Source organism: Paenibacillus oralis, from assembly GCF_003863965.1.
Lineage (GTDB): Bacteria > Bacillota > Bacilli > Paenibacillales > Paenibacillaceae > Fontibacillus > Fontibacillus oralis.
In genome coordinates this window covers 739,270-762,978 of sequence record NZ_RRCN01000001.1, presented here as the reverse complement: position 1 = coordinate 762,978, position 23,709 = coordinate 739,270, and the positions used below count along the sequence as shown (strand labels likewise).

Here is a 23,709-nt window from a genome sequence, read left to right as displayed (position 1 = left end):
AGGACTTGGTTAAGGAGGGATGCTCCTTGTTGGACGTCAACAACTTCGAGTTTATGAAAATTGGGCTTGCTTCCCCAGACAAAATTCGTTCTTGGTCCCGCGGAGAAGTGAAGAAACCGGAAACGATCAACTACCGCACGTTGAAACCGGAAAAGGAAGGGCTGTTCTGCGAGAAGATTTTTGGCCCGACCAAAGACTGGGAATGTCACTGCGGCAAATATAAGAGAGTTCGCTACAAAGGCGTAGTCTGCGACCGCTGCGGCGTTGAAGTCACAAGAGCGAAAGTGCGCCGCGAGCGGATGGGGCATATCGAGCTGGCCGCGCCGGTGTCCCACATTTGGTACTTCAAAGGGATTCCGAGCCGCATGGGCCTTGCGCTTGACATGTCGCCGCGCTCCCTGGAAGAGATCATTTATTTTGCATCTTATGTCGTGACGGACCCGGGTGAAACGCCGTTGGAGAAAAAGCAGCTTTTGTCCGAGAAGGAATACCGCAGCTATCGCGAGAAATACGGCTACGGTTTCCAAGCCGGCATGGGCGCGGAAGCGGTGAAGAAGCTGCTCCAGGATCTCGATATCGACAAAGAGCTCGATTTCCTGAAAGAAGAGCTGCGTACGGCTCAAGGCCAACGCCGCAACCGGGCGATCAAACGCCTTGAAGTGATCGAAGCGTTCAAGAGCTCCGGCAATGAGCCGGACTGGATGATCCTTGACGTGCTTCCGGTTATTCCGCCGGAACTCCGTCCGATGGTTCAGCTCGACGGCGGACGTTTCGCCACGTCGGACCTGAACGACCTGTATCGCCGCGTCATCAACCGGAACAACCGTTTGAAACGGCTGCTTGATCTCGGCGCGCCCGATATCATTGTGCAAAATGAAAAACGGATGCTGCAGGAAGCGGTCGACGCCTTGATCGACAATGGCCGCCGCGGCCGCCCGGTAACGGGCCCAGGCAACCGTCCGCTCAAATCCTTGAGCCATATGCTGAAAGGGAAACAAGGCCGTTTCCGGCAAAACCTGCTCGGGAAACGTGTTGACTACTCCGGCCGTTCCGTTATCGTCGTAGGTCCGTACCTGAAAATGTATCAATGCGGCCTGCCGAAGGAAATGGCGCTGGAGCTGTTTAAGCCTTTCGTGATGAAAGAACTGGTCAACAAAGGCCTGGCGCATAACATCAAAAGCGCGAAGCGCAAAGTCGAACGCGTAAGTCCCGAGGTTTGGGATGTGCTCGAAGAGGTCATTAAGGAACATCCGGTTCTGCTGAACCGTGCTCCTACGCTTCACCGCCTCGGTATCCAGGCGTTTGAACCGATCCTCGTCGAAGGCCGCGCCATCCGTCTTCACCCGCTCGTATGTACGGCTTACAACGCCGACTTCGACGGTGACCAGATGGCCGTGCACGTGCCGCTGTCGGCGGAAGCCCAAGCGGAAGCGCGCATTCTGATGCTGGCTTCCGGCAACATTCTGAATCCGAAGGATGGCAAACCGGTCGTTACGCCTTCTCAGGATATGGTCCTCGGCTCCTACTATCTGACGATGGACAACAATGAAGCCCCAGGCGCAGGTATGATTTTGGGATCGGTCAACGAAGCGGTGTCCGCTTATCAACGGGGGACGGCTTCCCTGCATGCACGGGTGGCTATCCCGGCCAAAGCTTTGGGCAAAACGAGCTTTACGGAAGCGCAGCAAAACGCTTTGCTGATCACCACGGTCGGTAAAATCATTTTCAACGAAATTTTCCCGGCCAGCTTCCCGTACATTAATGAACCGACCCGCGTGAATCTGTTCCAAGGAACGCCGGATAAATATTTTATCCATGAAAAAGGCGAGGACGTCGTGGAGCGGATCATGAATGCGCCGCAAGCGGGCGGGGTCGGCAAAGAATACCTCGGGGAAATTATCGGACGCTGCTTCGAGATCTACCAAACGACGGAAACCTCCGTTATTTTGGACCGAATCAAGCAAACCGGCTTTACTTACTCCACGCGTGCGGGTGTAAGTATTGCGGTGGCGGACGTTATCGTTCCGCAGGAAAAACAAGACATCTTGAGTGAATCCGAGGAAAAGGTACGGGTCGTTACCAATCAATACCGCCGCGGTCTGATCACGAACGAAGAACGTTACGACCGCGTTATCGATATCTGGTCCAAGTGTAAGGATCAAATTACCGACATCCTGATGAAGTCGATGGATCGCTATAACTCCATCATGATGATGGTCGATTCCAAGGCGCGGGGCAACAAGTCGCAGATCACCCAGCTGGGCGGTATGCGGGGCCTCATGGCCAACCCGGCCGGCCGCATCATCGAACTTCCGATCAAATCGAACTTCCGCGAGGGCCTCACGGTCCTGGAATACTTCATCTCGACGCACGGCGCGCGGAAAGGTTTGGCCGATACCGCGCTGCGGACCGCGGACTCCGGTTACTTGACCCGCCGTCTCGTCGACGTGGCTCAGGACGTCATCGTGCGCGAGGAAGATTGCGGAACGGATAAAGGCTTTACCGTCAGCGTCATTCAGGACGGCAAAGAGGTTATCGAAAATCTGTACGACCGGATCGAAGGCCGTTACTCGTTTGAGACGGTCCGCCATCCGGAAACCGGCGAGATCATCATTCATCGCAACGAGCTGATCGATTCCGACAAAGCGCATGAGATCGTGGACGCGGGAATTACGAAGCTGCAAATCCGCTCCGTACTCAGCTGCCGCGCCCGTCATGGCGTCTGCAAGAAGTGCTATGGCCGCAACCTGGCCACAGGCAAACACGTGGAGATCGGCGAAGCTGTCGGCATTATCGCCGCGCAGTCGATCGGCGAACCGGGAACCCAGCTCACCATGCGTACGTTCCACACCGGGGGCGTTGCGGGCGACGACATTACCCAAGGTTTGCCGCGGATTCAGGAGCTGTTTGAAGCCCGGAATCCGAAAGGTCAGGCTACCATCAGTGAAATCGACGGCGTGATCAAGGAAATTCGCGAAGCGAAGGACCGCCGCGAAATCGAGGTGCAAGGCGAAGCGGAAACGAAGGTGTATTCCGTAACCTACGGTTCCCGCCTGCGCGTAAGCGAAGGCGATCAGATCGAAGCCGGCGACGAGCTGACCGACGGTTCGATCGACCCGAAAGAAATTTTGCGCATCAAAGGGATTCGCGGCGTGCAGAACTACATTTTGCAGGAAGTTCAGCGCGTATACCGCAACCAGGGCGTAGAAATCAACGATAAGCATGTCGAGGTTATGATCCGCCAGATGCTGCGCAAAATCCGGATCGTCGATTCCGGCGATACGCCGCTTCTGCCGGGCTCGTTCGTCGATCTGCACGAGTATGAAACGGCGAACAAGGAAGCCATCTTGTCCGGTCAAGAGCCAGCTGTGGCCAAACCGGTTCTGCTCGGGATTACGAAAGCGTCGCTCGAAACGGATTCCTTCTTGTCGGCCGCTTCCTTCCAGGAGACAACGCGCGTGCTTACCGACGCTGCCATCAAAGGCAAAGTGGATAAGCTGCTCGGCCTGAAGGAAAACGTCATTATCGGGAAGCTGATTCCGGCCGGTACCGGCATGAACCGTTACCGCAGCCTCCAATTCGAGGAGTCTGAGCTGGACGAGACGAGCGAGGAAAGCCTTGAGCCTGTTTCCGTTGAATAAGTGATATGAAGTGCAGCGCCGATGCGGTCCCTATGGTATGGTAGATTAACCTGACGGGCGTATCGGCGTTTGTTTTTTTAGCTGCGGAACGATAAATAATATGCTTGACATCGCCTATTGCGGAGTGCTACTATATCATAGTGCGTGAGTACGGATACCCTGTGCTTTGGAGGACGTTTAGGATGTCTAATGATAAAGGACTACGGGACGCACCTGTGAAAATCGGCACCAAACAAACCATGCGAATGGTAGAGCTTGGACGTGCCGTGGAAGTTTATGTGGCTGAAAATGCAGATCCACGTCTTACATCGAAAATCATCGCCTTATGCAATGAGCGCGGCGTCAAGGTCACACTGGTGGACACGATGGCGGGGCTCGGCAAAGCCTGCGGAATCGAAGTGGGAGCGGCGATGGCTGCGATTGTAAAACCATAGTTGATTGAAATGTTTTTGCACTCGAGCGGAAGCTCGCCGGCAAAAACTTTTCCTTTGTTCTTTTATGAACCGCCTGGATCTGTGGGCTTAAGTAAACGGTTTGTAAAGAAACATGAATTCTGAGGAAGGGGGTGGCAACAACATGCCAACAATTAACCAATTAGTACGCAAAGGACGCCAGGAGAAGGTGTACAAATCCAAATCGCCAGCGCTGCAAAGAGGGTTTAACGCTCTGAAACGCGAAGCTACGGATTTGAGCTCTCCGCAAAAACGCGGCGTCTGCACTCGTGTAGGTACGATGACTCCGAAAAAACCGAACTCCGCGCTTCGTAAATATGCCCGTGTTCGCTTGACGAACCGTGTAGAGGTGACGGCTTACATTCCGGGTATCGGACATAACCTGCAAGAGCACAGCGTTGTGCTGATCCGCGGCGGCCGGGTCAAAGACCTCCCAGGTGTACGTTACCATATCGTACGCGGAGCTTTGGATACCGCCGGCGTTAACAACCGGATGCAAGCCCGTTCCAAATACGGCGCAAAACGTCCGAAAGCGAAAAAGTCTTAAGATGATTTAGATGAGTGTTCAAAAAGTCAGGTTTTCAGCACCGAGAAGGTTGGATGAAGCTAGGGACTGAGTAGCGGAGCGTACGTATTGGGTACGTGAGCAACGGAAGGCCCGGCTGAATTCAAGATTCGATGTCGAGTCTACTTCATGACCTGCTTCGTGATCAAAAGATGACTTTTTGAACAACCTCTAAAGGTTTGAATTATTGCTGAAAGGGGGATAACTAAATGCCACGCAAAGGTCCAGTTGCCAAAAGAGACGTGTTGCCGGATCCGGTGTATAACAGCAAGCTGGTTACTCGCTTGATCAACCGCATCATGATCGACGGTAAACGCGGTGTTGCTCAAAGCATTCTTTACAACGCGTTCAACCTCATTCAAGAACGCACGGGGAACGACCCGATGGAAGTATTTGAAGCAGCGCTCAAAAATATCATGCCTGTACTGGAAGTTAAAGCTCGCCGTGTCGGCGGTGCGAACTACCAGGTTCCGATCGAAGTTAAGCCGGAAAGACGTACATCCCTGGGATTACGTTGGCTCGTAAACTACTCCCGCAACCGCGGTGAGAAAACGATGGAAGAGCGTTTGGCTGCCGAGATTATCGACGCATCCAACAACACAGGCGCTTCCGTGAAGAAACGCGAAGACACGCACAAGATGGCGGAAGCGAACAAAGCGTTCGCACACTACCGCTGGTAGGATTTCGCCCGCAATTCAAAACTTCTATTTTGAAGGGAGACAGATTCATGGCAAGAGAGTTCTCCTTGAAAAATACACGTAACATCGGGATCATGGCGCATATTGACGCCGGTAAGACAACCACGACGGAACGGATCTTGTTCTACACAGGCCGTACGCACAAAATCGGGGAAGTTCACGAGGGTGCTGCGACGATGGACTGGATGGAGCAGGAGCAGGAGCGCGGAATCACGATTACGTCCGCTGCGACCACCGCTCAATGGAAAGGTCACCGCGTAAATATCATTGATACCCCGGGACACGTCGATTTCACCGTTGAAGTCGAACGTTCCCTTCGTGTATTGGACGGGGCTGTAGGGGTATTCAGTGCAAAAGAAGGCGTTGAGCCTCAGTCCGAAACCGTCTGGAGACAAGCTGACCGTTATGGCGTTCCGCGGATCGCCTACGTCAACAAAATGGATATTATCGGTGCGGACTACCTGAACGTTGTAAATGATATGCGCGATCGTCTGCAAGCGAACGCAGTTGCTATTCAACTGCCGATCGGTGCGGAAAATGATTTTGTCGGCATCATCGACATTGTTACGAAGAAGGCCTTCATTTACAAAGACGATTTGGGTCAAAACATCGAAGAGGCCGAGATCCCTGCGGATCTTGCCGATAAGGTAGAAGAGCTTCGCGCGGAACTGGTCGAGAAAGTTGCCGAGCTGGATGAAGACTTGACGATGAAATACCTCGAAGGCGAGGAAATCACCGTTGAAGAACTGAAAGCCGCACTGCGCAAAGGCGTTTGTGAAGTGAAAATTTTCCCGGTCGTTTGCGGTTCTTCCTATCGCAATAAAGGGATTCAGCTGATGCTGGATGCCGTCATCGATTATCTGCCTGCACCGGTTGATGTACCGAACATCCAAGGTCACCTGGAAGACGGTACGGAAGTTGAACGCCATTCTTCCGACGAAGAACCGTTCGCGGCGCTGGCATTTAAAATCATGACTGACCCGTACGTTGGTAAGCTGACGTTCTTCCGCGTATACTCCGGTATTTTGCAATCCGGTTCTTACGTGCTGAACGCAACCAAAGGCAAACGCGAACGGATCGGCCGTATCCTGCAAATGCACGCAAACCACCGTCAAGAGATCAACGAAGTATATGCTGGTGACATTGCGGCGGCTGTAGGTTTGAAAGATACGGGCACGGGTGATACACTGTGTGATGAGAAGAATCCGGTTATTCTCGAATCGATGAACTTCCCGGATCCGGTTATCGAAATCGCCGTTGAACCTAAGACGAAAGCCGACCAGGACAAATTGGGCGTTGCGCTCGGCAAGCTGACGGAAGAAGACCCAACGCTTCGCGCTTATACGGATGAAGAAACCGGCCAAACGATCCTTAAAGGTATGGGTGAACTTCACCTCGATATCATTATCGACCGGATGCGCCGTGAATTCAAAGTTGAGACGAACGTAGGTAAACCGCAGGTTGCTTACCGCGAAACGTTCAAAGCGCCTGCGCGCGTTGAAGGTAAATTCGTACGTCAATCCGGCGGCCGCGGTCAATACGGTCACGTCTGGGTTGAGTTCGAACCGCTGGAGCCAGGTACAGGCAACCAATTCGACAGCAAAATCGTCGGTGGCGCGGTACCGAGAGAATATATCGGTCCTGCACAACAAGGTATCGAAGAAGCAATGCAGAACGGTGTTCTTGCGGGCTTCCCGGTAGTGGACGTGAAGGCGACGATCGTCGATGGTTCCTACCACGATGTCGACTCCAGTGAAATGGCGTTTAAAATCGCCGGTTCCATGGCCCTTAAAGCGGCTAAGGAAAAATGTCAGCCGGTTCTGCTTGAGCCGATTATGAAAGTCGAAGTAACAGTACCGGAAGAGTACATGGGTGACGTTATGGGTATGCTGAACTCCCGTCGCGGACGTATCGAAGGTATGGATTCCCGTGGCGGCGCGCAAATTATCCGTGCGAAAGTGCCTCTCTCCGAAATGTTCGGTTACTCGACCACGCTTCGCTCCGGTACGCAAGGACGCGGCGTATTCTCGATGGAACTTTCCCACTACGAAGAAGTTCCTAGAAATATCGCTGAAGAAATCGTGTCCAAGAACAAAGGCGGAGAATAATTAGTTGTACTTGCTGATCGGAAGAATTATTCTTCCGGTCGGTCAAACATAACAATCCATATTTTAAGGAGGAACTGTTTAAAATGGCAAAGGCTAAATACGAACGTACAAAACCGCACGTTAATATCGGTACGATTGGTCACGTCGACCATGGTAAAACAACTCTGACTGCAGCCATCACGACTGTATTGTCCAAAAAATACGGCGGTGCTGCCGTAGCTTTCGACCAAATCGACAAAGCTCCGGAAGAACGCGAACGCGGTATCACAATCTCGACGGCACACGTTGAGTATGAAACTCCGAACCGCCACTATGCACACGTTGACTGCCCAGGGCACGCCGACTATGTTAAAAACATGATCACCGGCGCAGCTCAAATGGACGGCGCGATCCTGGTTGTATCCGCAGCTGACGGCCCAATGCCGCAAACTCGCGAACACATCCTGCTGTCCCGTAACGTAGGCGTTCCTTACATCGTCGTATTCCTGAACAAATGCGACATGGTTGAAGACGAAGAGTTGCTTGAACTGGTTGAAATGGAAGTTCGCGACCTGCTGAACGAATACGAGTTCCCGGGCGACGACACTCCGATCATCCGCGGTTCCGCTCGTGAAGCTCTGCAAAATCCTGATGGAGACTGGGCTCAAAAAATCGTTGAAATGTTCGAAGTTATCGACGAGTACATTCCGCTTCCGGAACGTCCGATCGACAAACCGTTCTTGATGCCTGTCGAGGACGTATTCTCGATCACTGGCCGCGGTACGGTTGCTACTGGCCGTGTAGAACGCGGTACGGTTAAAGTCGGCGACGAAATTGAAATCGTGGGTATCCAAGAAGAAACTAAGAAATCCGTCGTTACCGGCGTTGAAATGTTCCGTAAATTGCTGGATTCCGCTGAAGCGGGCGACAACATCGGCGCATTGCTTCGCGGTGTTGACCGTAAAGAAATCGAACGCGGTCAAGTATTGGCTAAACCGGCTTCCGTTAACCCGCATACTGAGTTTACCGCTCAAGTATACGTATTGACGAAAGAAGAAGGTGGACGTCACAAGCCTTTCTTCACTGGCTACCGTCCGCAATTCTATTTCCGTACAACGGACGTAACAGGTGTTATCAACCTGCCGGAAGGTACTGAAATGGTTATGCCTGGCGACAACATCGAAGTTACGGTTCAACTGATCTCCCCGATCGCTATCGAAGAAGGAACTCGCTTCTCCATTCGCGAAGGCGGCCGTACAGTTGGATCCGGCGCGGTAGTATCCATCAGCAAATAATAAGGCGCTTTTAGCAGCCTTAACCCAAAAGGGCTTCTTCCCGGTTTACCGGGGAGGGGCCCTTTTTTTGTGCCATCACTTGTAAGGAAGCAGAAATTATCCACCGGAATTTCCAAGCATTGCGGAAATAGTTTTCGAGCTGCTGAATATATATGGTTCAAAAGCTTGAAAGGATGTTGTCCATGACAAAAACGATGCTGAAAGCTCCGCTTCTCCTGCTGCTTACGGCATGGATCGCCGGTTTGCTCGCCGGGTGCGGCGGCGGGCCCGCGCCCAGTCAAGGGGCTACAGCGAACACACCTCAGAATACCGCCGGTTCCCAAGGAGGACAAACCAAAGAAGCTATTACACTCCAGTTTTGGACCATCGCTTTGCAGCCCACGTTTAGTGATTACTTCAACGAATTGATCGCACGTTACGAAAAAGAAAACCCCCACGTAAGCATCGATTGGCAGGACTACCCGTTTGACACCGTATCGCAAAAGCTGTTGACCAGCATTGCCAGCGGCAAAAGCCCGGACGTGGTGAACCTGAATACCGAATTCGCCAGCCAGGTCGGCAGCAAAGGGGCGCTCGTCGATTTGGAGCAGTACCTCACTCCGGAGGAGAAAGCCGCTTATTTTGAGGGGATCTTTAGTTCCACCATTCTCGACGGTCACGCTTATGCCCTGCCATGGTATACCGGGACCGAAGTGCTGTTTATGAACACGAAGTTGCTGAAGGAAGCCGGCTTAGATTCGAGCAAGCCGCCGCAAAGCCGTGAGGAGCTGGCCGATTGGGCGCGGCAAATCAAAGCGAAAACCGGTAAAAACGGCTACGCGATCCAGCTGATTTCCAAGCTGTTTGCGATTGATGGTATTCCGTTCGTCAACGAAGACAAGACGGCCGCCGCCTTTAATACGCCGGAGGCGGAAGCGATGCTGCAAAATTTGCGGCAGCTGATGGAGGAAGGCGTGATCATCAAGGATGATGCGAAGTTTGATAAGCAGATTCAGTATTATTCCGCGGAGCAGGTGGCTTTTGAGCTGGCCGGTCCTACTTTTATCAACTTCTTGAAAACATCCGCCCCGGATGTGTACAAAAATACGGTAGCCGTCCCGCTCCCCACGGGCAAAGCCAACCTGCGGCTGTCCAACTCGATGAACGTGGTGGTGCCGAAGGCTTCCAAACATGCGGAAGAAGCCGTCAAGTTTGCGGTTTTCGTGACCAATGCCGAAAATCAAACCTCTTTTGCCAAATTGGCCAATACACTGCCCTCCACCAAAGCATCGATCAAAGATCCCTTTTTCACCGAATCGGACAACACGCTGGAGGCGCAGGCCAAAATCGCTTCCGCGCAAAGCCTGGATAAAGCGACCGACTTTATGGTCGGCGTGCCCAGCGCGGCGGACATCAATGCCGCATTGGGGAGGGGGCTGCAGGAAGTGCTTCTGAATGGTAAGGATATCAAGAAAACGCTGGATGCCGTAGAAAAGGAAGTCAACGAAATCTTAAAAAAGTAGCGCTTAACGGTTTTGCGGGATAGGGAGTGAACATCTTGAAGAAATGGTGCCATTTGGAAACCTGGGCCGCCTGGGTGTTTATGACGCCCGGACTGCTCCTGATCGGAATATTCGTGTTTTGGCCGATCCTCTACGGGATACCGCTGTCCTTTACCGATTATTCCATCATTGCCGAAACGAAGTACGTGGGGCTGGACAATTATGCGGCCGCTTTTCAAGACCGGAATTTTCTGATCTCGCTGTGGAATTCGGTGAAATACGTGTTGATCGTTCCTTTCATCCAGATTGCGTCGATTCTGATGGCCGTGCTGGTGAACAGCCGCCTTCCCGGGGTGAAGGCTTTTCGGACTGCGTACTATATCCCGGTCGTCACCTCGATGGTGGCCGTGGCGCTGATTTGGAGCTGGCTGCTCAGCAACAACGGAGTCGTCAATTACCTTCTGATCCGGGTCGGGATCATTAGCGAACAGATTTCCTGGCTGGCGGACAGCAGCACGGCGCTGTATGTGCTCATGTTTATTACAATGTGGAAAGGCTTAGGATATTACATGGTGCTGTACCTCGCCGGTCTGCAGGGGATTCCCGCGGAACTAAACGAGGCGGCCAAAGTCGATGGAGCCGGCGTGTTCCGGACCATCTATCGGATTACATTGCCGCTGCTCCGGCCGCATATTCTGTTTTGCAGCTTGATTTCTCTGATGGCCGCAATCCGTGTGTTCGACGAGGTGTATATTCTGACCAAAGGCGGACCCGGAACGGCAACCTTGACCTCGAGCGTTTATATTTTTCAAAAGGGTCTGGAACAGTTTAACTTCGGTTATGCTTCGGCGCTGGGGCTTGTCGTTAGCGTCATCATCGGAGCCCTCAGCGTCCTGATCTTCTATGTCAACCGGAAGGGAGGCGTCAATCCTTACTGATGATCAAGCCTTCTAACCCAAAAAGGACGTTTCGGCCGGGAACGGTCATCCGGTATGGAATCATCTACGTCCTGCTGACGGCGCTGGCGTTGTTTATGATGGGACCGTTTCTCTGGCTGCTCAGCGTGTCGCTGATGCCCGGGAAAAACGTGTTTTCGGTGCCGCCGGCGATTTTTCCGAGCTTTATCGACTTTGCCAATTACGCGGGTGTTTGGAGATTTATGGACTTCCCCAAATATATTTTGAATACGGTTGTCATTACCGCGCTAGGGATTGCCGCCAACGTCGTCTTGTCCAGCATGACCGCCTATCCGCTGGCCGCCTTCCGCTTCAAAGGGCGAAATCTGGTGTTCGGCTTGCTGATCTCGACGATGATCATTCCTTCCTCGACAGCGATGATCGTGCATTATTTGACGATTCAGGCTTTCCGCCTGGGCGACACCTACATTGGCGTCGTATTGCCCGCGGCGGTATCGGTGTTCAACATTTTTCTGATGCGGCAAACCTTTATGTCCGTTCCGGCAGATATGCGGGATTCCGGGAAAATGGACGGCGCCTCCGAGTTCCGGATTTTTTGGCAGCTGATGCTGCCCCTGGTGAAGCCCGGCCTCGCGGTCATCGCTTTGCTGGAGATGATGGCGTTCTGGAACAACTTCCTGTGGCCGATCGTCATTCTGAACGATCCGTCCAAATATCCGTTGGCGGCGGCTTTAACCTATCTCAACGGGCAATTCGCTTACAACTTCGGCTGGATTGCCGCCGGCACGATGATTTCCGTGCTTCCGATCATCGCCGTTTTTCTGCTGACTCAACGTTATTTCATCGAGGGAATGTCGGGAGCGCTTAAAGGATAGAAGGATTCCTTGCCTTCAAACCATGGCTGGAGGAGATGCCTGATCATGATCAAAATCATTTATGTGCCTTTGGACGAACGGCCGTGCAATCTGCTGTTTCCCCCGGCGCTGGCGGCCGGGACGGAGTTCAAGGTGGTGACGCCTCCCGTAGAGCTCCTGGGCAACAAGAAACGGCCGGCCGATACCGGGGGTTTATGGGAATGGCTAATGCTGGAGTCGCGAGGGGCGGACGGTGCCATTTTGTCATTGGACACTCTGGTGTACGGGGGAATCGTGCCTTCCCGGCTGCACCGGCTGCCGTTCGAAGAATGCAAACACCGGCTCGATCAATTAAGAAAATTGAAGCAAGATGTTCCCGGGCTGCAGGTTTATGCCATGAATCTGATCATGCGCTGCCCGCAGTATTCCAGCAATGACGAAGAACCGGACTATTACGGGGAATGGGGCCGGGAAATTTTCCGCCAGGGATACATTCACCACCGGTTGCAGCTCGGCATCGCCGCGGAGGCCGAGATGTTGGAGAAAAAGCACATCGACGCGCAGTTGCCCGCCGGCGTGCTGAACGATTATTTGCAGCGGCGGGCGGTTAACGCCGAGGTCAACCGCTGCGCTGTAGAGTTGGCGAAGGAGGGCGTCATCGATTTCCTCGTCATTCCGCAGGACGACGCCGCCCCGTTCGGATGGACCGCTTTGGACCAGCAAAAGGTCCGGGATACTGTCAAAGAGCTCGGCGCTTCCCTGAAAGTATACATGTATCCGGGCGCCGACGAGGCGGGCTGTACGCTGCTTGCCCGAATGATCAACAAATCCAGAAACTCCGTCCCCCTCGTGTATCCGCGGTTTTCCAGCGTTCAAGGGCCGTTTGTGACTCCTTTGTACGAGGATCGCATGTTGTTCGAAAGTGAAAAGTACCATGTGTTGGCGGCCGGCGGGTTGCTGTGCTCCAGCATAAGCGAAGCGGATATCGTTCTGCTGATCAACGCTCCGGGGGAAACGATGATGGAGAGCGCGTCGCAGCACCATCCTAACGTGGGTTACAATGTGATGCGAAACATGGCCGAGCTGATCGAAACCGCGGATTATCTCGTCGGCCGATTAAGAAAACCGTGCGTGATCGCGGACGTGGCTTTTGCCAACGGGGCGGATCTTGAACTGATCCGGTCGCTTCGGGAGAAGAGGCTGCTGTTTCAATTGGCGGGGTATGCGGGCTGGAACACCAGCTCCAATACGCTGGGCACCTGCATTGCCCAGGGCATGATTTACTATCATTACGGATCAAGCCGGGCCCATCTTGATTTCCTGTCCCTGCGGTATACCGAGGATGCCGGCTATTGCGCCTTTGTACGGCAGTACGTCAAGGAGCATAAGCTGCCCGGGCTTGGGATGGATTATTTCTCGGTCGACGGGCCGCGCGGCCTGGCCGCCAGCCTAGTCCGGGAAGAGCTGGAGCGTTTCGTGGAACGGTATATTAATGATGAAACATATCGCGTCAGTATTGAGGATGTTTTTTTGCCATGGAGCCGGATGTTTGAAGTAGGGCTGAAAACGCATTTGATATCGTCATAGAGATCCCGGGGAGCCATCTGTTAAATAGGAGAATGATCATGACGGATACGAATAAAAACGCGCTGTTTGCCAAAACCAGAAACCCCGTGGATTTGATCGCGGAAATCGGCAGCTATTACCCTTCACTGACGAAGTCGGAGCAGAAAGTCGCCAGGCGGGTGCTGGAGCATGCGGATGAAGTGCTTTATTCCTCCATAACCGAGTTTGCGGAAGCTTCGGGCGTTGGCGAGACGACGGTGATCCGCTTTTGCCGCAAAATCAACTTCAAAGGCTATCAGGAGTTCCGGCTGGCGCTGGCCCAGAGTCAAACCCTTCGTAAAATCGAGGAAAACAGACTCGAAGAGCGCGAGGTTCACTATATCGAGCGGGTATGCAGCAATGCGGTGAAAGTGCTTCAGATGAGCCTCAGCCTGCTGGACCGGGGCACGCTGGAGGCAGCCGTCGATTTGATCGATAAAGCCCGGCATATTCAGTTCATCGGCGTCGGCTCCTCCGGCATTGCGGCGCTGGATGCCAAAAACCGTTTATTGCGGCTTGGCAGACGTTCCGAAGCGGCCTTTGACAGCCATATGCAGGCGATGAGCGCCGTGCTGCTGGAGGAGGGCGACGTGGCCGTCGGTTTCAGCGTTTCCGGGAGCAGCAAAGACACGAACGACATTTTGGCGAAAGCCAAAAGCGGCGGAGCCAAGGTCATCGCCGTGACGAACTACGCCAAATCGCCGATTACAAGCATTGCGGACCTCGTGCTGCTGACGGCGGGGAAGGAATCGCCGCTTGAAGGAGGCTCCATGAGCGCGAAAATATCGCAGCTGTTTGTCATCGATCTGCTGTGCGAAGGATTATCCTTAAAGAATCTTGAACGAGCCAAGCAAATGAAAGAAAAGACGGCCCGCGCCGTCATCGATAAAATCTACTGAAGGCGGAGGGATGCAGGGGCATGGAGAGGGAAAGAATAGCGGACGTTATCGTACTGGGCGGAGGGCTTGGCGGCTGTATGGCCGCTTTGGCCGTCGCCAAGTCGGGTTATTCCGTCATCCTGACCGAAGAAACGGACTGGCTGGGCGGGCAGCTGACGAGCCAGGCGGTTCCGCCCGATGAGCACAAGTGGATCGAAAGCTTCGGCTGCACCGGAACGTACCGCGAATTCCGAAACCGGGTAAGGGAGTACTACCGGCAAAATTATACGCTGACCGAACAAGCGCTGAACGATCCGCTGTTAAATCCGGGCAACGGCTGGGTCAGCCGGCTGTGCCACGAGCCGAAAGTGGCGCTGCGGGTGCTGCAGGATATGCTGGCCCCCTATATGAATAGCGGCAGAATATCGGTGATGTACTATGTTCGCGCTGTCCGGGCGGAGACGCATGGGGATACGGTGAAATCCGTTACCGTCAGAAGGCTGCGCCGGGATGAGGAATGGACGCTTCGGGGAGCGTATTTTCTCGACGCCACCGAATGCGGGGACATTTTGCCCCTGGCCGGAGCCGAGTATGTAACCGGAGCGGAATCCAAGGCGGAAACCGGGGAGCCGCATGCATTAAATGAAGCGAGGCCGCTAGACGTTCAATCGTTTACGCATGTGTTTGCGCTTGATTATGTTCCCGGCGGGGACTATACGATACCGAAACCGGAAAGCTATGATTTTTGGAGATGTTATGTGCCCACGAATTCACATCTGCCGAAGCTGGGCTGGATCGTAAACGACGGGGTGGACCCGGATAACGACCGCGAATTTACGCTGTTTCCGGGTGTCACTAGGCTGCCGCCCCTCTGGACGTACCGCCGCGTCATCGATCGAAGCCTGTTCTGCGGAGGGCTTTATCCAAGCGATATATCGCTGATCAACTGGGCGCAGAACGATTACGGCTTGGGCATGATCTATGAAGTTTCCGAAGCGGAACGCCGGCGGCATTTGGAAGGAGCGCGGCAGCTGAGCTTGTCCCTGCTTTACTGGCTGCAGACGGAGTCGCCCCGGCGAGGCGGCGGGAAGGGGTACCCGGGCCTGCGGCTGCGCGGGGACGTGCTCGGAACGGAAGACGGCCTGGCCAAGTATCCTTACATTCGCGAATCCCGGCGCATTAAAGCCCTCTATACGATTTCGGAGCATGACGTCAGCAAGGAACTGCGCGGGGAGCTCGGCATCAAGCGGTATGAAGACAGCGTTGGAATAGGCAGCTACCCGCTCGATTTGCATGCGACGACCCAGTCGCGCCGCAGCTTCTATATTCCGAATTACCCGTTTGAGATTCCGCTGGGGGCGCTGCTGCCGGTGCGGGTCCGCAATTTGCTGCCTGCCTGCAAAAATATCGGGACGACGCAAATTACGAACGGTTGCTACCGGCTGCATCCGATCGAATGGAACATCGGCGAGGCGGCCGGGTATATGGCGGCGTACGCCTTGAAGCATGGCCTCAGGCCCCGGGAGATCCGGGAGCAAAGACACCATTTGAAAGCCTTTCAGGCATGGATCGAAACTCAGGGAATTCAGCTTCACTGGCCCCCGGAAATCAACGGCGAAGTCTTAATCTGACTGGCGCGATACTACCGCCGAAACCACTTGTCCTCACGGGAATCAGTGGTTTTATGTTTTAAGCGCGTGTTCAAAAAGGTCGGTTTTCAGCACCGAAGCGTATGCTAGGCCCGGCTGAATTCAAGATTCGATGCCGAGTTACTTCCTGATTCACTTCGTGATAAGAAAAATATCTATCGATGTACATTCTAGGGAGCCAGACCGCGTTTAGCGGTTGTTTTATAACTCAACTTTCGCAGAGCAAAAATCAGCTTGAGTCCTTGAGCTGAAGGTTTTCAAAGAATTAAAATAGGCGGCTTGCAAAATAGAAAGACACCGCTTCGTTTGGTAAAGCGAGAGTGACGAGCTTCTACGATCAGACAGAAGAGGTGTCTTTCATTGTTTTAGACCATCAGTCCGACCTAAATCAACTGCCAAACGATTTAAAGTATTCTTTTCTTGGGGTTGGTGGCAGATCAACACTCACTGTCCGGAGACTTTGCACGATTATCCCGTTTGATCAGGGTAGCAGAGAAACAGACCGGACAAGAGATCAAGACAGGAAATCAAGACAGGAGATCAAGGACAAGAAGCGAGGGAAACGAAAAGACCGTAATTTTGCTGTAGCCTGAACCCTTCCATTTACAGCAACGCCCGGACTGTTCATGCTAACCCCTACCCATTAAATTGATCTGCGTCAAACTCCCCCCGCCGTTCCAGCGCCACGATCAGGCCGCAGCCGCAAGGGGCTGGTTCGGTTGGCGTGCGATCAGCCGGCGGTAAGGGATCGCCGGAATCGCCACACACATGCGCAGCAACTTCTGCCGCATCGTTTCTTTCGCCCCGGGCCGGCGCAGCGAGCGGCGTACGGTGTACTCGTTTAGGTACGCCTGCAGATGCTTCAGTCCCAAGGCTACATACGTACTCTTCAGCGATTCCCACGCCTCTCTCACCACTTTCCGCAAGGGCGTATACAGCCGAAAGGCTAGAGGGAACAACTGTACCGCCGATGTACGGACATCCACATGCCCGTTGATGAACGCGGTTAGATCGTGACGGTTTGCCCTTTTTTCGTTTCCCCGTTTATGCGGTACTAGGCGGATTTTGACCTGCTCCGGCTCGCCCGACTCCGTGACCGTGCATCCAGCTACGACCGCCGAGGCATACGGATGCGAAAACTGAAACCGGGACGGATTACGCCCATACAGATCGCTGTTCACCTTCACGTCTCCGCAGAGTAGCTCTCGGGCATCGAATTCCCCAACGGAATGGCGTATTTTATGCAGCATCAACCAGGCGGTTTTGTAGGTGACTTGGATCACCTTGCTCAGCCGCATCGCCGAAATGCCGCCCTCAAGCAGGAACAACTCCAGCGCTTTGAACCACTTGAGCAGGGGCAGATGCGTTCGTTCAAAAATCGTGCCGACCAAAGCCGAGGTTTGATGCTTGCACTTTCCGCACTCGAACAAGAGGATATGCCGGGAAGTCAGACGACTGCACCGGGTGTGAGCGCAGCGCGGGCAGACAAAGCCGTTCGGCCACTTCATCGCGATCAGCGCCTCCATGCAGGCCTGCTCGCTGTTATAACGGCTGTTGAATGATTGAAGTTCCGTTCCCGTATTGACCTCCATGTTCACTCGCCCCCGAATCAAGAATTTACGAACACACGTTCTATTTATTTCATTATACCAAACATACGTTCCCTAATCAAGCCGAACATTTCACCTGAACCGCCTCATTTTTCCCCATCTCTTTTTCTTCTCTCTTTTGGAACCCTTGCTCTAGCCCCCACCCCCGCTCTCTGAACGAAAGGGATAATCGTGCAAAGGCTGTAGGCAGGGGCACCAAGACACCAAGACACCAAGACACCAAGACACCAAGACACGAACCCTTTAGGCAGCCCCCTCACCTGGCGTCGATTTGTGACAATGCTCGAAACGGCTACGGGCAAAAGGTAGATGCGCTGACCTCGGCGGATCGTGGCGCCCTCTTCATCGTTGACGCTTCCATGCTTGCATGTTTGAGCGGAATCGCAGCAAAGTGGTCGAGTTGCTTGCCCGATTTAGAGATCATGCCACCGGCACGTTTTACAAGGGAACTCCTATGCTCACGATGGGCTGGTCGAACGGCTAGCGACGAAGTCGGCACTCTCGATTGGCTGGTTGCCCTACAACAGTTCTCGACTTAATCAACGAAGTACTGCGAAAGTTGAGTTATAAAATTCCGGTCGTGGTAGCGGGCGATGCGCCGGTAAAGAGGGGAGGGGAAGAGTCTGGGAGGAGCTAAGGGACACCAGAGCCGCTATTTGCGAAAAAACGGAGGTTTGCAAAATGTAACGGACACAGATGACGTTATTTACCACAAATCGTCCCGGATGAACTGGTTTGGAGCGAAATAGGGGCGTTGGTGTCCGTTAGGCTGGGAAATACCGGGGAAATTGGCGGATAAGGTCGCTGGTGTCCCTTAGAGTAGCAACGCCCAAAGTAGAAGTCAGAGCCACTAAAGGACGCCGACGGACGTTTTTCTTGCGATATAGGAAAGCCGATGCTTTGTAGTCCACTCTTCCTTATATCTTCAAAAGCGGACTTTTTGAACTACCTTAAAATAATTTCTTGCATTCCGCCTACCGTTTCTATATAATAGTGAATGTTGTTCTGTGACGTTGCGATGATGTGAGAGGTTACTGACACACCCGGCCCCTTTGCCATGGGAGGGCGTCAGAAAATTTTCACGGAGTATGTCCGATACCAAATTGGGCGATAGAAGGAGGGACTAAAATGGCAAAGCAAAAAATTCGTATTCGTTTGAAAGCTTACGACCACAGAATTCTTGATCAATCCGCAGAGAAAATCGTTGAAACGGCAAAACGTTCGGGTGCTGGCGTATCCGGGCCGATTCCGCTTCCTACGGAAAAACAAGTCATTACCATTCTCCGTGCGGTGCACAAGTACAAGGATTCCCGGGAGCAATTCGAAATGCGGACGCACAAACGTCTGATCGACATTGTGAACCCGACTCCGCAAACCGTGGACGCCTTGATGCGCTTGGACCTGCCGTCCGGTGTAGATATCGAAATCAAATTGTAATACCCACATTATCGTAAGGTAATCAGGAAAGGAAAAGAGGTGTCAACATGAAAGGTATCTTAGGAAAAAAACTCGGAATGACTCAAGTATTTACCGCTGAAGGGAATGTCATTCCCGTAACGGTAATCGAGGCGGGCTCCAACGTGGTTCTGCAAAAGAAAGACGTGGAGAACGACGGTTATGAAGCCATTCAGCTCGGCTACTCCGATAAGAAGGAAGCTAGAGCCAACAAGCCGGAAGTTGGGCATGCGAAGAAAGCAGGTGCAACGCCTAAGCGCTACGTTCGCGAAATTCGCGGTGTTGATTTGGCAGGATACGAAGTTGGCCAGGAGGTCAAAGTTGATATTTTTGCTGAAGGCGAATTTGTTGACGTAACCGGGATTTCGAAAGGTAAAGGGTTCCAAGGCGTGATCAAACGCTGGGGACAAAGCCGCGGCCCGATGGCGCACGGTTCCCGTTACCATCGCAGACCGGGTTCCATGGGTTCGATCGCGGCCAACCGCGTATTCAAAGGCAAAAACCTGCCAGGACATATGGGCCATGAAACCGTAACGATTCAAAATCTCGAAGTTATCCGCGTCGATGCAGAACGCAATGTACTGCTCGTAAAAGGCTCCATTCCGGGCCCGAAAAACAGCTTTGTAAAAATTAAACAAACCATTAAGAAATAATAGCCCTCAAGAAAGGAGGAACAACAAATGCCAAAAGTAGCACTTTTCAATATTAGCGGTAGCCAAGTGGGCGAAGTGGAATTGAATGACGCGGTATTCGGGATCGAGCCGAACACGCACGTTCTTCATGAAGCTGTAGTCATGCAGCGCGCTTCCCTGCGTTTCGGCACCCACAAAGTCAAAGGACGCTCCGAAGTTCGCGGCGGCGGCCGTAAACCTTGGAAACAAAAAGGTACGGGCCGTGCGCGCCAGGGTTCCATCCGCGCACCTCAATGGGTAGGCGGCGGTACCGTGTTTGGTCCGACTCCGCGCAGCTATTCTTACAAACTGCCGAAGAAGGTTCGCCGTTTGGCGATCAAATCGGCCTTGTCTTCGAAAGTGATCGATCAAGACATCATCGTGCTGGACGCGTTGAGCTTGAACGCTCCGAAGACGAAAGAGTTCGCGGCGATTTTGAACAACCTGAAAGTGGATCGCAAAGCTTTGGTTGTAGCTCTTAGCTACGACGACAATGTGGCGCTTTCCGCACGCAACATCCCAGGCGTTAAATTCGTGGCGGCAGACGGCATTAATGTTCTTGACGTGCTGACGCACGACAAACTGATCATTACGAAAGAAGCAGTTCAGAAGGTAGAGGAGGTGCTCGCGTAATGAAAGATCCTCGCGATATTATCAAACGCCCGGTGATTACGGAACGTTCGACCGAATATATGAATGACCTGAAATACGTTTTCGAGGTTGATATTCGCGCCAACAAAACCGAAATCAAGCAAGCTGTAGAAGCGATCTTCGGTGTGAAGGTTAAGAACGTAAACACCTTGCGCGTACCAGGGAAGTTGAAACGTTACGGACGCTACTCCGGATATACTCCTGAATGGAAAAAAGCGTTTGTTACATTGACCGCTGACAGCAAGCCGCTCCAATTTTTTGAATCGGTATAAAATCGTTTAAAGTAAGGAGGGAAATCTCGTGCCTATCAAAAAGTACAAACCGACATCCCCGGCAAGACGCGCGATGAGCGTGTCGACATTCGAAGAAATTACGACGGATCAGCCGGAGAAATCTTTGCTTGCGCCGCTGAGCAAAACGGCCGGCCGCAACAACCAAGGTAAAATTACCGTTCGTCACCATGGCGGCGGACATAAGCGCAAATACCGCATCATCGACTTCAAGCGGAACAAAGATGGAATTCCAGGCCGCGTTGCTACGATCGAATATGATCCGAACCGCACCTCGAACATCGCTTTGATCCACTACGCTGATGGCGAGAAGCGTTATATCATCGCTCCTAAGGGCCTGAAAGTAGGCGACGTGATCGAATCCGGCGCAGGTTCCGACATCAAAATCGGGAACGCAATGCCGCTCGAGAACATCCCGGTAGGTACCGTAATCCACAACATTGAGTTGAAGCCTGGCAAAGGCGGACAATTGGTTCGCGCAGCCGGCACGGAAGCCCAATTGCTCGGTAAAGAGGACAAATACGTAACGATCCGCCTTTCTTCGGGCGAAGTTCGTAAAGTCTTGAAAGTTTGCCGCGCAACGATCGGTTCCGTAGGCAACGGCGACCATGAACTTGTTAAAATCGGTAAAGCGGGACGCAGCCGCTGGCTCGGCCAACGTCCGGAAGTGCGCGGTGTCGTCATGAACCCGAACGATCACCCTCACGGTGGTGGTGAAGGTCGCGCTCCGATCGGCCGCAAATCTCCGTTGTCGCCTTGGGGCAAACCGACCCTGGGTTACAAAACGCGTAAAAAAGGCAAAGCTTCTGATAAATATATCGTTCGCCGCCGTACGAAGTAATCCGCATCACGCGGATCACTTCGCGGCTTGTGGATAAACCGGCGGATTTTGCAGTCAGACGAAGGGAGGATAAATGAATGGGTCGCAGTCTGAAAAAGGGGCCTTTTGTTGATGGTTACCTGTTGAAGAAAGTGGAGGAAGTGGACGCGTCGAGCAAAAAAGTCGTGATCAAAACCTGGTCCCGCCGCTCCACGATCTTCCCGCAATTCATTGGTCATACGTTTGGTGTATACGACGGACGTAAGCACGTTCCGGTATACGTTACCGAGGATATGGTCGGACACAAACTGGGTGAATTCGCGCCAACCCGTACCTACAAAGGTCATACGGATGACGATAAGAAAACGAGACGCTAATATCGATAAGTTCTTCGTTTGAGAGGAGGTCATTACACATGGAAGCTAAAGCACATGCAAGATCAATCCGTATTGCTCCGCGCAAGGCTCAGCTCGTAGTCGATCTGATCCGCGGCAAGCAAGTCGGCGATGCGATCGCGATTCTGCGCCATACGCCAAAGGCGGCTTCCCCGATCGTGGAGAAGCTTTTGAATTCGGCGATTGCCAATGCTGAACACAACTATTCTATGGACGTTAATAAATTGGTGATTACGCAAGCGTACGTCAACCAAGGCCCGACGATGAAACGTTTCCGTCCGCGGGCAATGGGTCGCGCTAGCCGGATCAACAAACGCACCAGCCACATTACATTGGTGGTATCCGAAAAATAAGGAGGGAAAACGTGTGGGCCAAAAGGTAAATCCGGTCGGATTACGAGTAGGGATTATCCGTGATTGGGAATCCAAATGGTACGCTGGCAAAGATTTTGGTGATCTTTTGCTGGAAGACGTTAAAATTCGTGAACACCTGAAAAATAAACTGAAAGACTCCGCGGTATCTCGGATTGAAATCGAGAGAGCGGCAAATCGTGTGAACGTAACGATCCACACAGCCAAGCCGGGCATGGTTATCGGTAAAGGCGGTTCGGAAGTGGAAATCCTGCGGGGCGAAATTACGAAAATCGCAGGCGGCAAAAAGGTTCACATCAACATTTCTGAAATCAAACACCCTGATCTTGACGCGATTCTGGTCGCAGAAAGCATCGCACAACAACTGGAACGCCGCGTTTCTTTCCGTCGTGCGCTGAAACAAGCGATTCAAAGAACGATGCGTTCGGGAGCGAAAGGGATTAAAACGGCAGTCAGCGGTCGTCTCGGCGGTGCTGAAATTGCCCGTACGGAAGGCTACAGTGAAGGAACTGTTCCACTTCATACGCTCCGCGCCGACATCGATTACGGTACGGCAGAAGCGCATACGACTTACGGCCGCATCGGCGTAAAAGTATGGATCTATCGTGGAGAGGTTCTTCCTACGGCTAAGAAACAACAAGCTGCTCAGGAAGGAGGCAACTAATCATGTTGGTACCAAAACGCGTAAAACACCGCAAGCAACAACGCGGTAATATGAGAGGCCAAGCCAAAGGCGGCACCGAGCTGAACTTCGGTGAATACGGCCTGCAGGCTCTTGAGCCGACTTGGATCACCAACCGCCAAATCGAAGCTGCGCGTATTGCAATGACGCGTTACATCAAACGGGGCGGTAAAGTATGGATTAAAATTTTCCCTGACAAGCCGATTACTCAAAAGCCTCTTGAAGTCCGGATGGGTAGCGGTAAAGGTAACGTAGAAAAATGGGTCGCAGTTGTGAAACCGGGCAAAATCATGTTTGAGCTTGCCGGTGTATCGGAGGAAATCGCACGCGAAGCTATGCGTCTTGCCGCCCACAAACTGCCGATCAAAACGAAGTTTGTGAAACGTGAAGAATTGGGTGGTGAAGCAAATGAAAGCTAATGAACTTCGCAACTTAACCACTGCAGAAATCGAACAAAAAATCGCCGGGTTTAAAGAAGAACTCTTTAACCTCCGTTTTCAGTTGGCTACCGGCCAACTCGATAACCCGACTCGGATCCGTGACGTGCGCAAGGAAATAGCTCGTGCTAAAACCGTATTACGTGAAAGAGAACTCGGGATCATCAGTTAAGAAGCGCCTAAGCGTTAAATGAAACGCCAAGTC

23 protein-coding genes are annotated in these 23,709 nt (G+C 52.8%); 22 read left to right on the top strand and 1 reads right to left on the bottom strand.

Annotation, left to right across the window (positions count from 1 at the left end; translation table 11 throughout):
- Positions 1-26: 26 nt before the first annotated feature.
- The 12 genes from rpoC (at position 27) to EHV15_RS03650 (ending at position 16,104) form a co-directional block, all read left to right on the top strand.
- Positions 27-3,641, top strand: coding sequence for a DNA-directed RNA polymerase subunit beta' (gene rpoC, locus EHV15_RS03705; protein WP_128630051.1), 3,615 nt, complete (start codon positions 27-29; stop codon positions 3,639-3,641).
- A 182-nt stretch (positions 3,642-3,823) separates the two neighbouring features.
- Positions 3,824-4,075, top strand: a complete 252-nt coding sequence (locus EHV15_RS03700; protein ID WP_128630050.1) for a ribosomal L7Ae/L30e/S12e/Gadd45 family protein — start codon at positions 3,824-3,826, stop codon at positions 4,073-4,075.
- Positions 4,076-4,217: 142 nt separating this feature from the next.
- Positions 4,218-4,640, top strand: a complete 423-nt coding sequence (gene rpsL / locus EHV15_RS03695; RefSeq protein ID WP_036619497.1) for a 30S ribosomal protein S12 — start codon at positions 4,218-4,220, stop codon at positions 4,638-4,640.
- 227 nt (positions 4,641-4,867) lie between these two features.
- Positions 4,868-5,338, top strand: a complete 471-nt coding sequence (gene rpsG / locus EHV15_RS03690; RefSeq protein ID WP_128630049.1) for a 30S ribosomal protein S7 — start codon at positions 4,868-4,870, stop codon at positions 5,336-5,338.
- A gap of 47 nt (positions 5,339-5,385) precedes the next feature.
- Positions 5,386-7,464: an elongation factor G gene (fusA, locus tag EHV15_RS03685; RefSeq protein ID WP_128630048.1), complete on the top strand. Its 2,079-nt coding sequence runs from the start codon at positions 5,386-5,388 to the stop codon at positions 7,462-7,464.
- A gap of 83 nt (positions 7,465-7,547) precedes the next feature.
- Positions 7,548-8,738 carry an elongation factor Tu gene (gene tuf, locus EHV15_RS03680; protein ID WP_128630047.1) on the top strand — a complete coding sequence of 397 codons (1,191 nt, stop codon included), beginning with the start codon at positions 7,548-7,550 and terminating at the stop codon, positions 8,736-8,738.
- Between the two features lie 182 nt (positions 8,739-8,920).
- Positions 8,921-10,240 carry an ABC transporter substrate-binding protein gene (locus EHV15_RS03675; protein WP_246061294.1) on the top strand — a complete coding sequence of 440 codons (1,320 nt, stop codon included), beginning with the start codon at positions 8,921-8,923 and terminating at the stop codon, positions 10,238-10,240.
- Positions 10,241-10,275: 35 nt separating this feature from the next.
- Positions 10,276-11,157 carry a carbohydrate ABC transporter permease gene (locus tag EHV15_RS03670; protein ID WP_246061292.1) on the top strand — a complete coding sequence of 294 codons (882 nt, stop codon included), beginning with the start codon at positions 10,276-10,278 and terminating at the stop codon, positions 11,155-11,157.
- Positions 11,157-12,011, top strand: a complete 855-nt coding sequence (locus EHV15_RS03665; RefSeq protein ID WP_128630046.1) for a carbohydrate ABC transporter permease — start codon at positions 11,157-11,159, stop codon at positions 12,009-12,011. The genes EHV15_RS03670 and EHV15_RS03665 overlap by 1 nt, the downstream gene beginning before the upstream one ends.
- Before the next feature lie 45 nt (positions 12,012-12,056).
- Complete coding sequence (locus EHV15_RS03660) at positions 12,057-13,577, top strand: DUF4127 family protein (RefSeq protein WP_128630045.1); 1,521 nt, start codon at positions 12,057-12,059, stop codon at positions 13,575-13,577.
- 38 nt (positions 13,578-13,615) lie between these two features.
- Entirely contained in the window at positions 13,616-14,494 is an 879-nt protein-coding gene (locus tag EHV15_RS03655) for a MurR/RpiR family transcriptional regulator (RefSeq protein ID WP_246061290.1), read from the top strand.
- Between the two features lie 20 nt (positions 14,495-14,514).
- Positions 14,515-16,104, top strand: a complete 1,590-nt coding sequence (locus EHV15_RS03650) for an FAD-dependent oxidoreductase (protein ID WP_128630044.1) — start codon at positions 14,515-14,517, stop codon at positions 16,102-16,104.
- A 707-nt stretch (positions 16,105-16,811) separates the two neighbouring features.
- Here the strand turns inward: EHV15_RS03650 and EHV15_RS03645 are convergent.
- Entirely contained in the window at positions 16,812-17,714 is a 903-nt protein-coding gene (locus tag EHV15_RS03645) for a transposase (protein WP_128630043.1), read from the bottom strand.
- A gap of 1,146 nt (positions 17,715-18,860) precedes the next feature.
- Between EHV15_RS03645 and rpsJ the strand changes: the two genes are divergently transcribed.
- The 10 genes from rpsJ (at position 18,861) to rpmC (ending at position 23,676) form a co-directional block, all read left to right on the top strand.
- Positions 18,861-19,169, top strand: a complete 309-nt coding sequence (gene rpsJ / locus EHV15_RS03635) for a 30S ribosomal protein S10 (RefSeq protein WP_006676490.1) — start codon at positions 18,861-18,863, stop codon at positions 19,167-19,169.
- 47 nt (positions 19,170-19,216) lie between these two features.
- A complete protein-coding gene (rplC, locus tag EHV15_RS03630; protein WP_036619511.1) occupies positions 19,217-19,840 on the top strand; it encodes a 50S ribosomal protein L3 in 624 nt (207 codons plus the stop codon).
- A gap of 27 nt (positions 19,841-19,867) precedes the next feature.
- Entirely contained in the window at positions 19,868-20,491 is a 624-nt protein-coding gene (rplD, locus tag EHV15_RS03625; RefSeq protein ID WP_128630042.1) for a 50S ribosomal protein L4, read from the top strand.
- On the top strand, positions 20,491-20,781 hold the full coding sequence (rplW, locus tag EHV15_RS03620) for a 50S ribosomal protein L23 (RefSeq protein WP_128630041.1): 291 nt from the start codon (positions 20,491-20,493) through the stop codon (positions 20,779-20,781). The genes rplD and rplW overlap by 1 nt, the downstream gene beginning before the upstream one ends.
- A gap of 28 nt (positions 20,782-20,809) precedes the next feature.
- Positions 20,810-21,640 (top strand): 50S ribosomal protein L2, encoded by an 831-nt coding sequence (gene rplB / locus EHV15_RS03615; RefSeq protein WP_068783687.1) that lies wholly within the window; start codon positions 20,810-20,812, stop codon positions 21,638-21,640.
- A gap of 77 nt (positions 21,641-21,717) precedes the next feature.
- Positions 21,718-21,996, top strand: a complete 279-nt coding sequence (rpsS, locus tag EHV15_RS03610) for a 30S ribosomal protein S19 (RefSeq protein ID WP_128630040.1) — start codon at positions 21,718-21,720, stop codon at positions 21,994-21,996.
- A gap of 38 nt (positions 21,997-22,034) precedes the next feature.
- Entirely contained in the window at positions 22,035-22,367 is a 333-nt protein-coding gene (gene rplV / locus EHV15_RS03605; RefSeq protein ID WP_009226643.1) for a 50S ribosomal protein L22, read from the top strand.
- A 13-nt stretch (positions 22,368-22,380) separates the two neighbouring features.
- The gene (rpsC, locus tag EHV15_RS03600) at positions 22,381-23,049 is read left to right on the top strand and encodes a 30S ribosomal protein S3 (RefSeq protein WP_036619517.1); all 669 of its coding nucleotides are present in this window, start codon (positions 22,381-22,383) and stop codon (positions 23,047-23,049) included.
- Between the two features lie 2 nt (positions 23,050-23,051).
- On the top strand, positions 23,052-23,486 hold the full coding sequence (gene rplP / locus EHV15_RS03595; protein WP_059040326.1) for a 50S ribosomal protein L16: 435 nt from the start codon (positions 23,052-23,054) through the stop codon (positions 23,484-23,486).
- On the top strand, positions 23,476-23,676 hold the full coding sequence (gene rpmC, locus EHV15_RS03590) for a 50S ribosomal protein L29 (RefSeq protein ID WP_018759704.1): 201 nt from the start codon (positions 23,476-23,478) through the stop codon (positions 23,674-23,676). The genes rplP and rpmC overlap by 11 nt, the downstream gene beginning before the upstream one ends.
- The last annotated feature ends 33 nt before the right edge of the window (positions 23,677-23,709 follow it).

Coding starts and splice junctions, on each gene's coding strand:
- rplP (WP_059040326.1), top strand. CDS start 23,052: ATGTTGGTACCAAAACGCGTAAAACACCGCAAGCAACAACGCGGTAAT.
- EHV15_RS03645 (WP_128630043.1), bottom strand. CDS start 17,714: ATGGAGGTCAATACGGGAACGGAACTTCAATCATTCAACAGCCGTTAT.
- rplC (WP_036619511.1), top strand. CDS start 19,217: ATGAAAGGTATCTTAGGAAAAAAACTCGGAATGACTCAAGTATTTACC.
- EHV15_RS03700 (WP_128630050.1), top strand. CDS start 3,824: ATGTCTAATGATAAAGGACTACGGGACGCACCTGTGAAAATCGGCACC.
- rplW (WP_128630041.1), top strand. CDS start 20,491: ATGAAAGATCCTCGCGATATTATCAAACGCCCGGTGATTACGGAACGT.
- rplD (WP_128630042.1), top strand. CDS start 19,868: ATGCCAAAAGTAGCACTTTTCAATATTAGCGGTAGCCAAGTGGGCGAA.
- EHV15_RS03655 (WP_246061290.1), top strand. CDS start 13,616: ATGACGGATACGAATAAAAACGCGCTGTTTGCCAAAACCAGAAACCCC.
- rpsS (WP_128630040.1), top strand. CDS start 21,718: ATGGGTCGCAGTCTGAAAAAGGGGCCTTTTGTTGATGGTTACCTGTTG.
- rplV (WP_009226643.1), top strand. CDS start 22,035: ATGGAAGCTAAAGCACATGCAAGATCAATCCGTATTGCTCCGCGCAAG.
- rpsG (WP_128630049.1), top strand. CDS start 4,868: ATGCCACGCAAAGGTCCAGTTGCCAAAAGAGACGTGTTGCCGGATCCG.
- EHV15_RS03650 (WP_128630044.1), top strand. CDS start 14,515: ATGGAGAGGGAAAGAATAGCGGACGTTATCGTACTGGGCGGAGGGCTT.
- EHV15_RS03660 (WP_128630045.1), top strand. CDS start 12,057: ATGATCAAAATCATTTATGTGCCTTTGGACGAACGGCCGTGCAATCTG.
- rpsJ (WP_006676490.1), top strand. CDS start 18,861: ATGGCAAAGCAAAAAATTCGTATTCGTTTGAAAGCTTACGACCACAGA.
- fusA (WP_128630048.1), top strand. CDS start 5,386: ATGGCAAGAGAGTTCTCCTTGAAAAATACACGTAACATCGGGATCATG.
- rpmC (WP_018759704.1), top strand. CDS start 23,476: ATGAAAGCTAATGAACTTCGCAACTTAACCACTGCAGAAATCGAACAA.
- rpsL (WP_036619497.1), top strand. CDS start 4,218: ATGCCAACAATTAACCAATTAGTACGCAAAGGACGCCAGGAGAAGGTG.
- EHV15_RS03675 (WP_246061294.1), top strand. CDS start 8,921: ATGACAAAAACGATGCTGAAAGCTCCGCTTCTCCTGCTGCTTACGGCA.
- EHV15_RS03665 (WP_128630046.1), top strand. CDS start 11,157: ATGATCAAGCCTTCTAACCCAAAAAGGACGTTTCGGCCGGGAACGGTC.
- tuf (WP_128630047.1), top strand. CDS start 7,548: ATGGCAAAGGCTAAATACGAACGTACAAAACCGCACGTTAATATCGGT.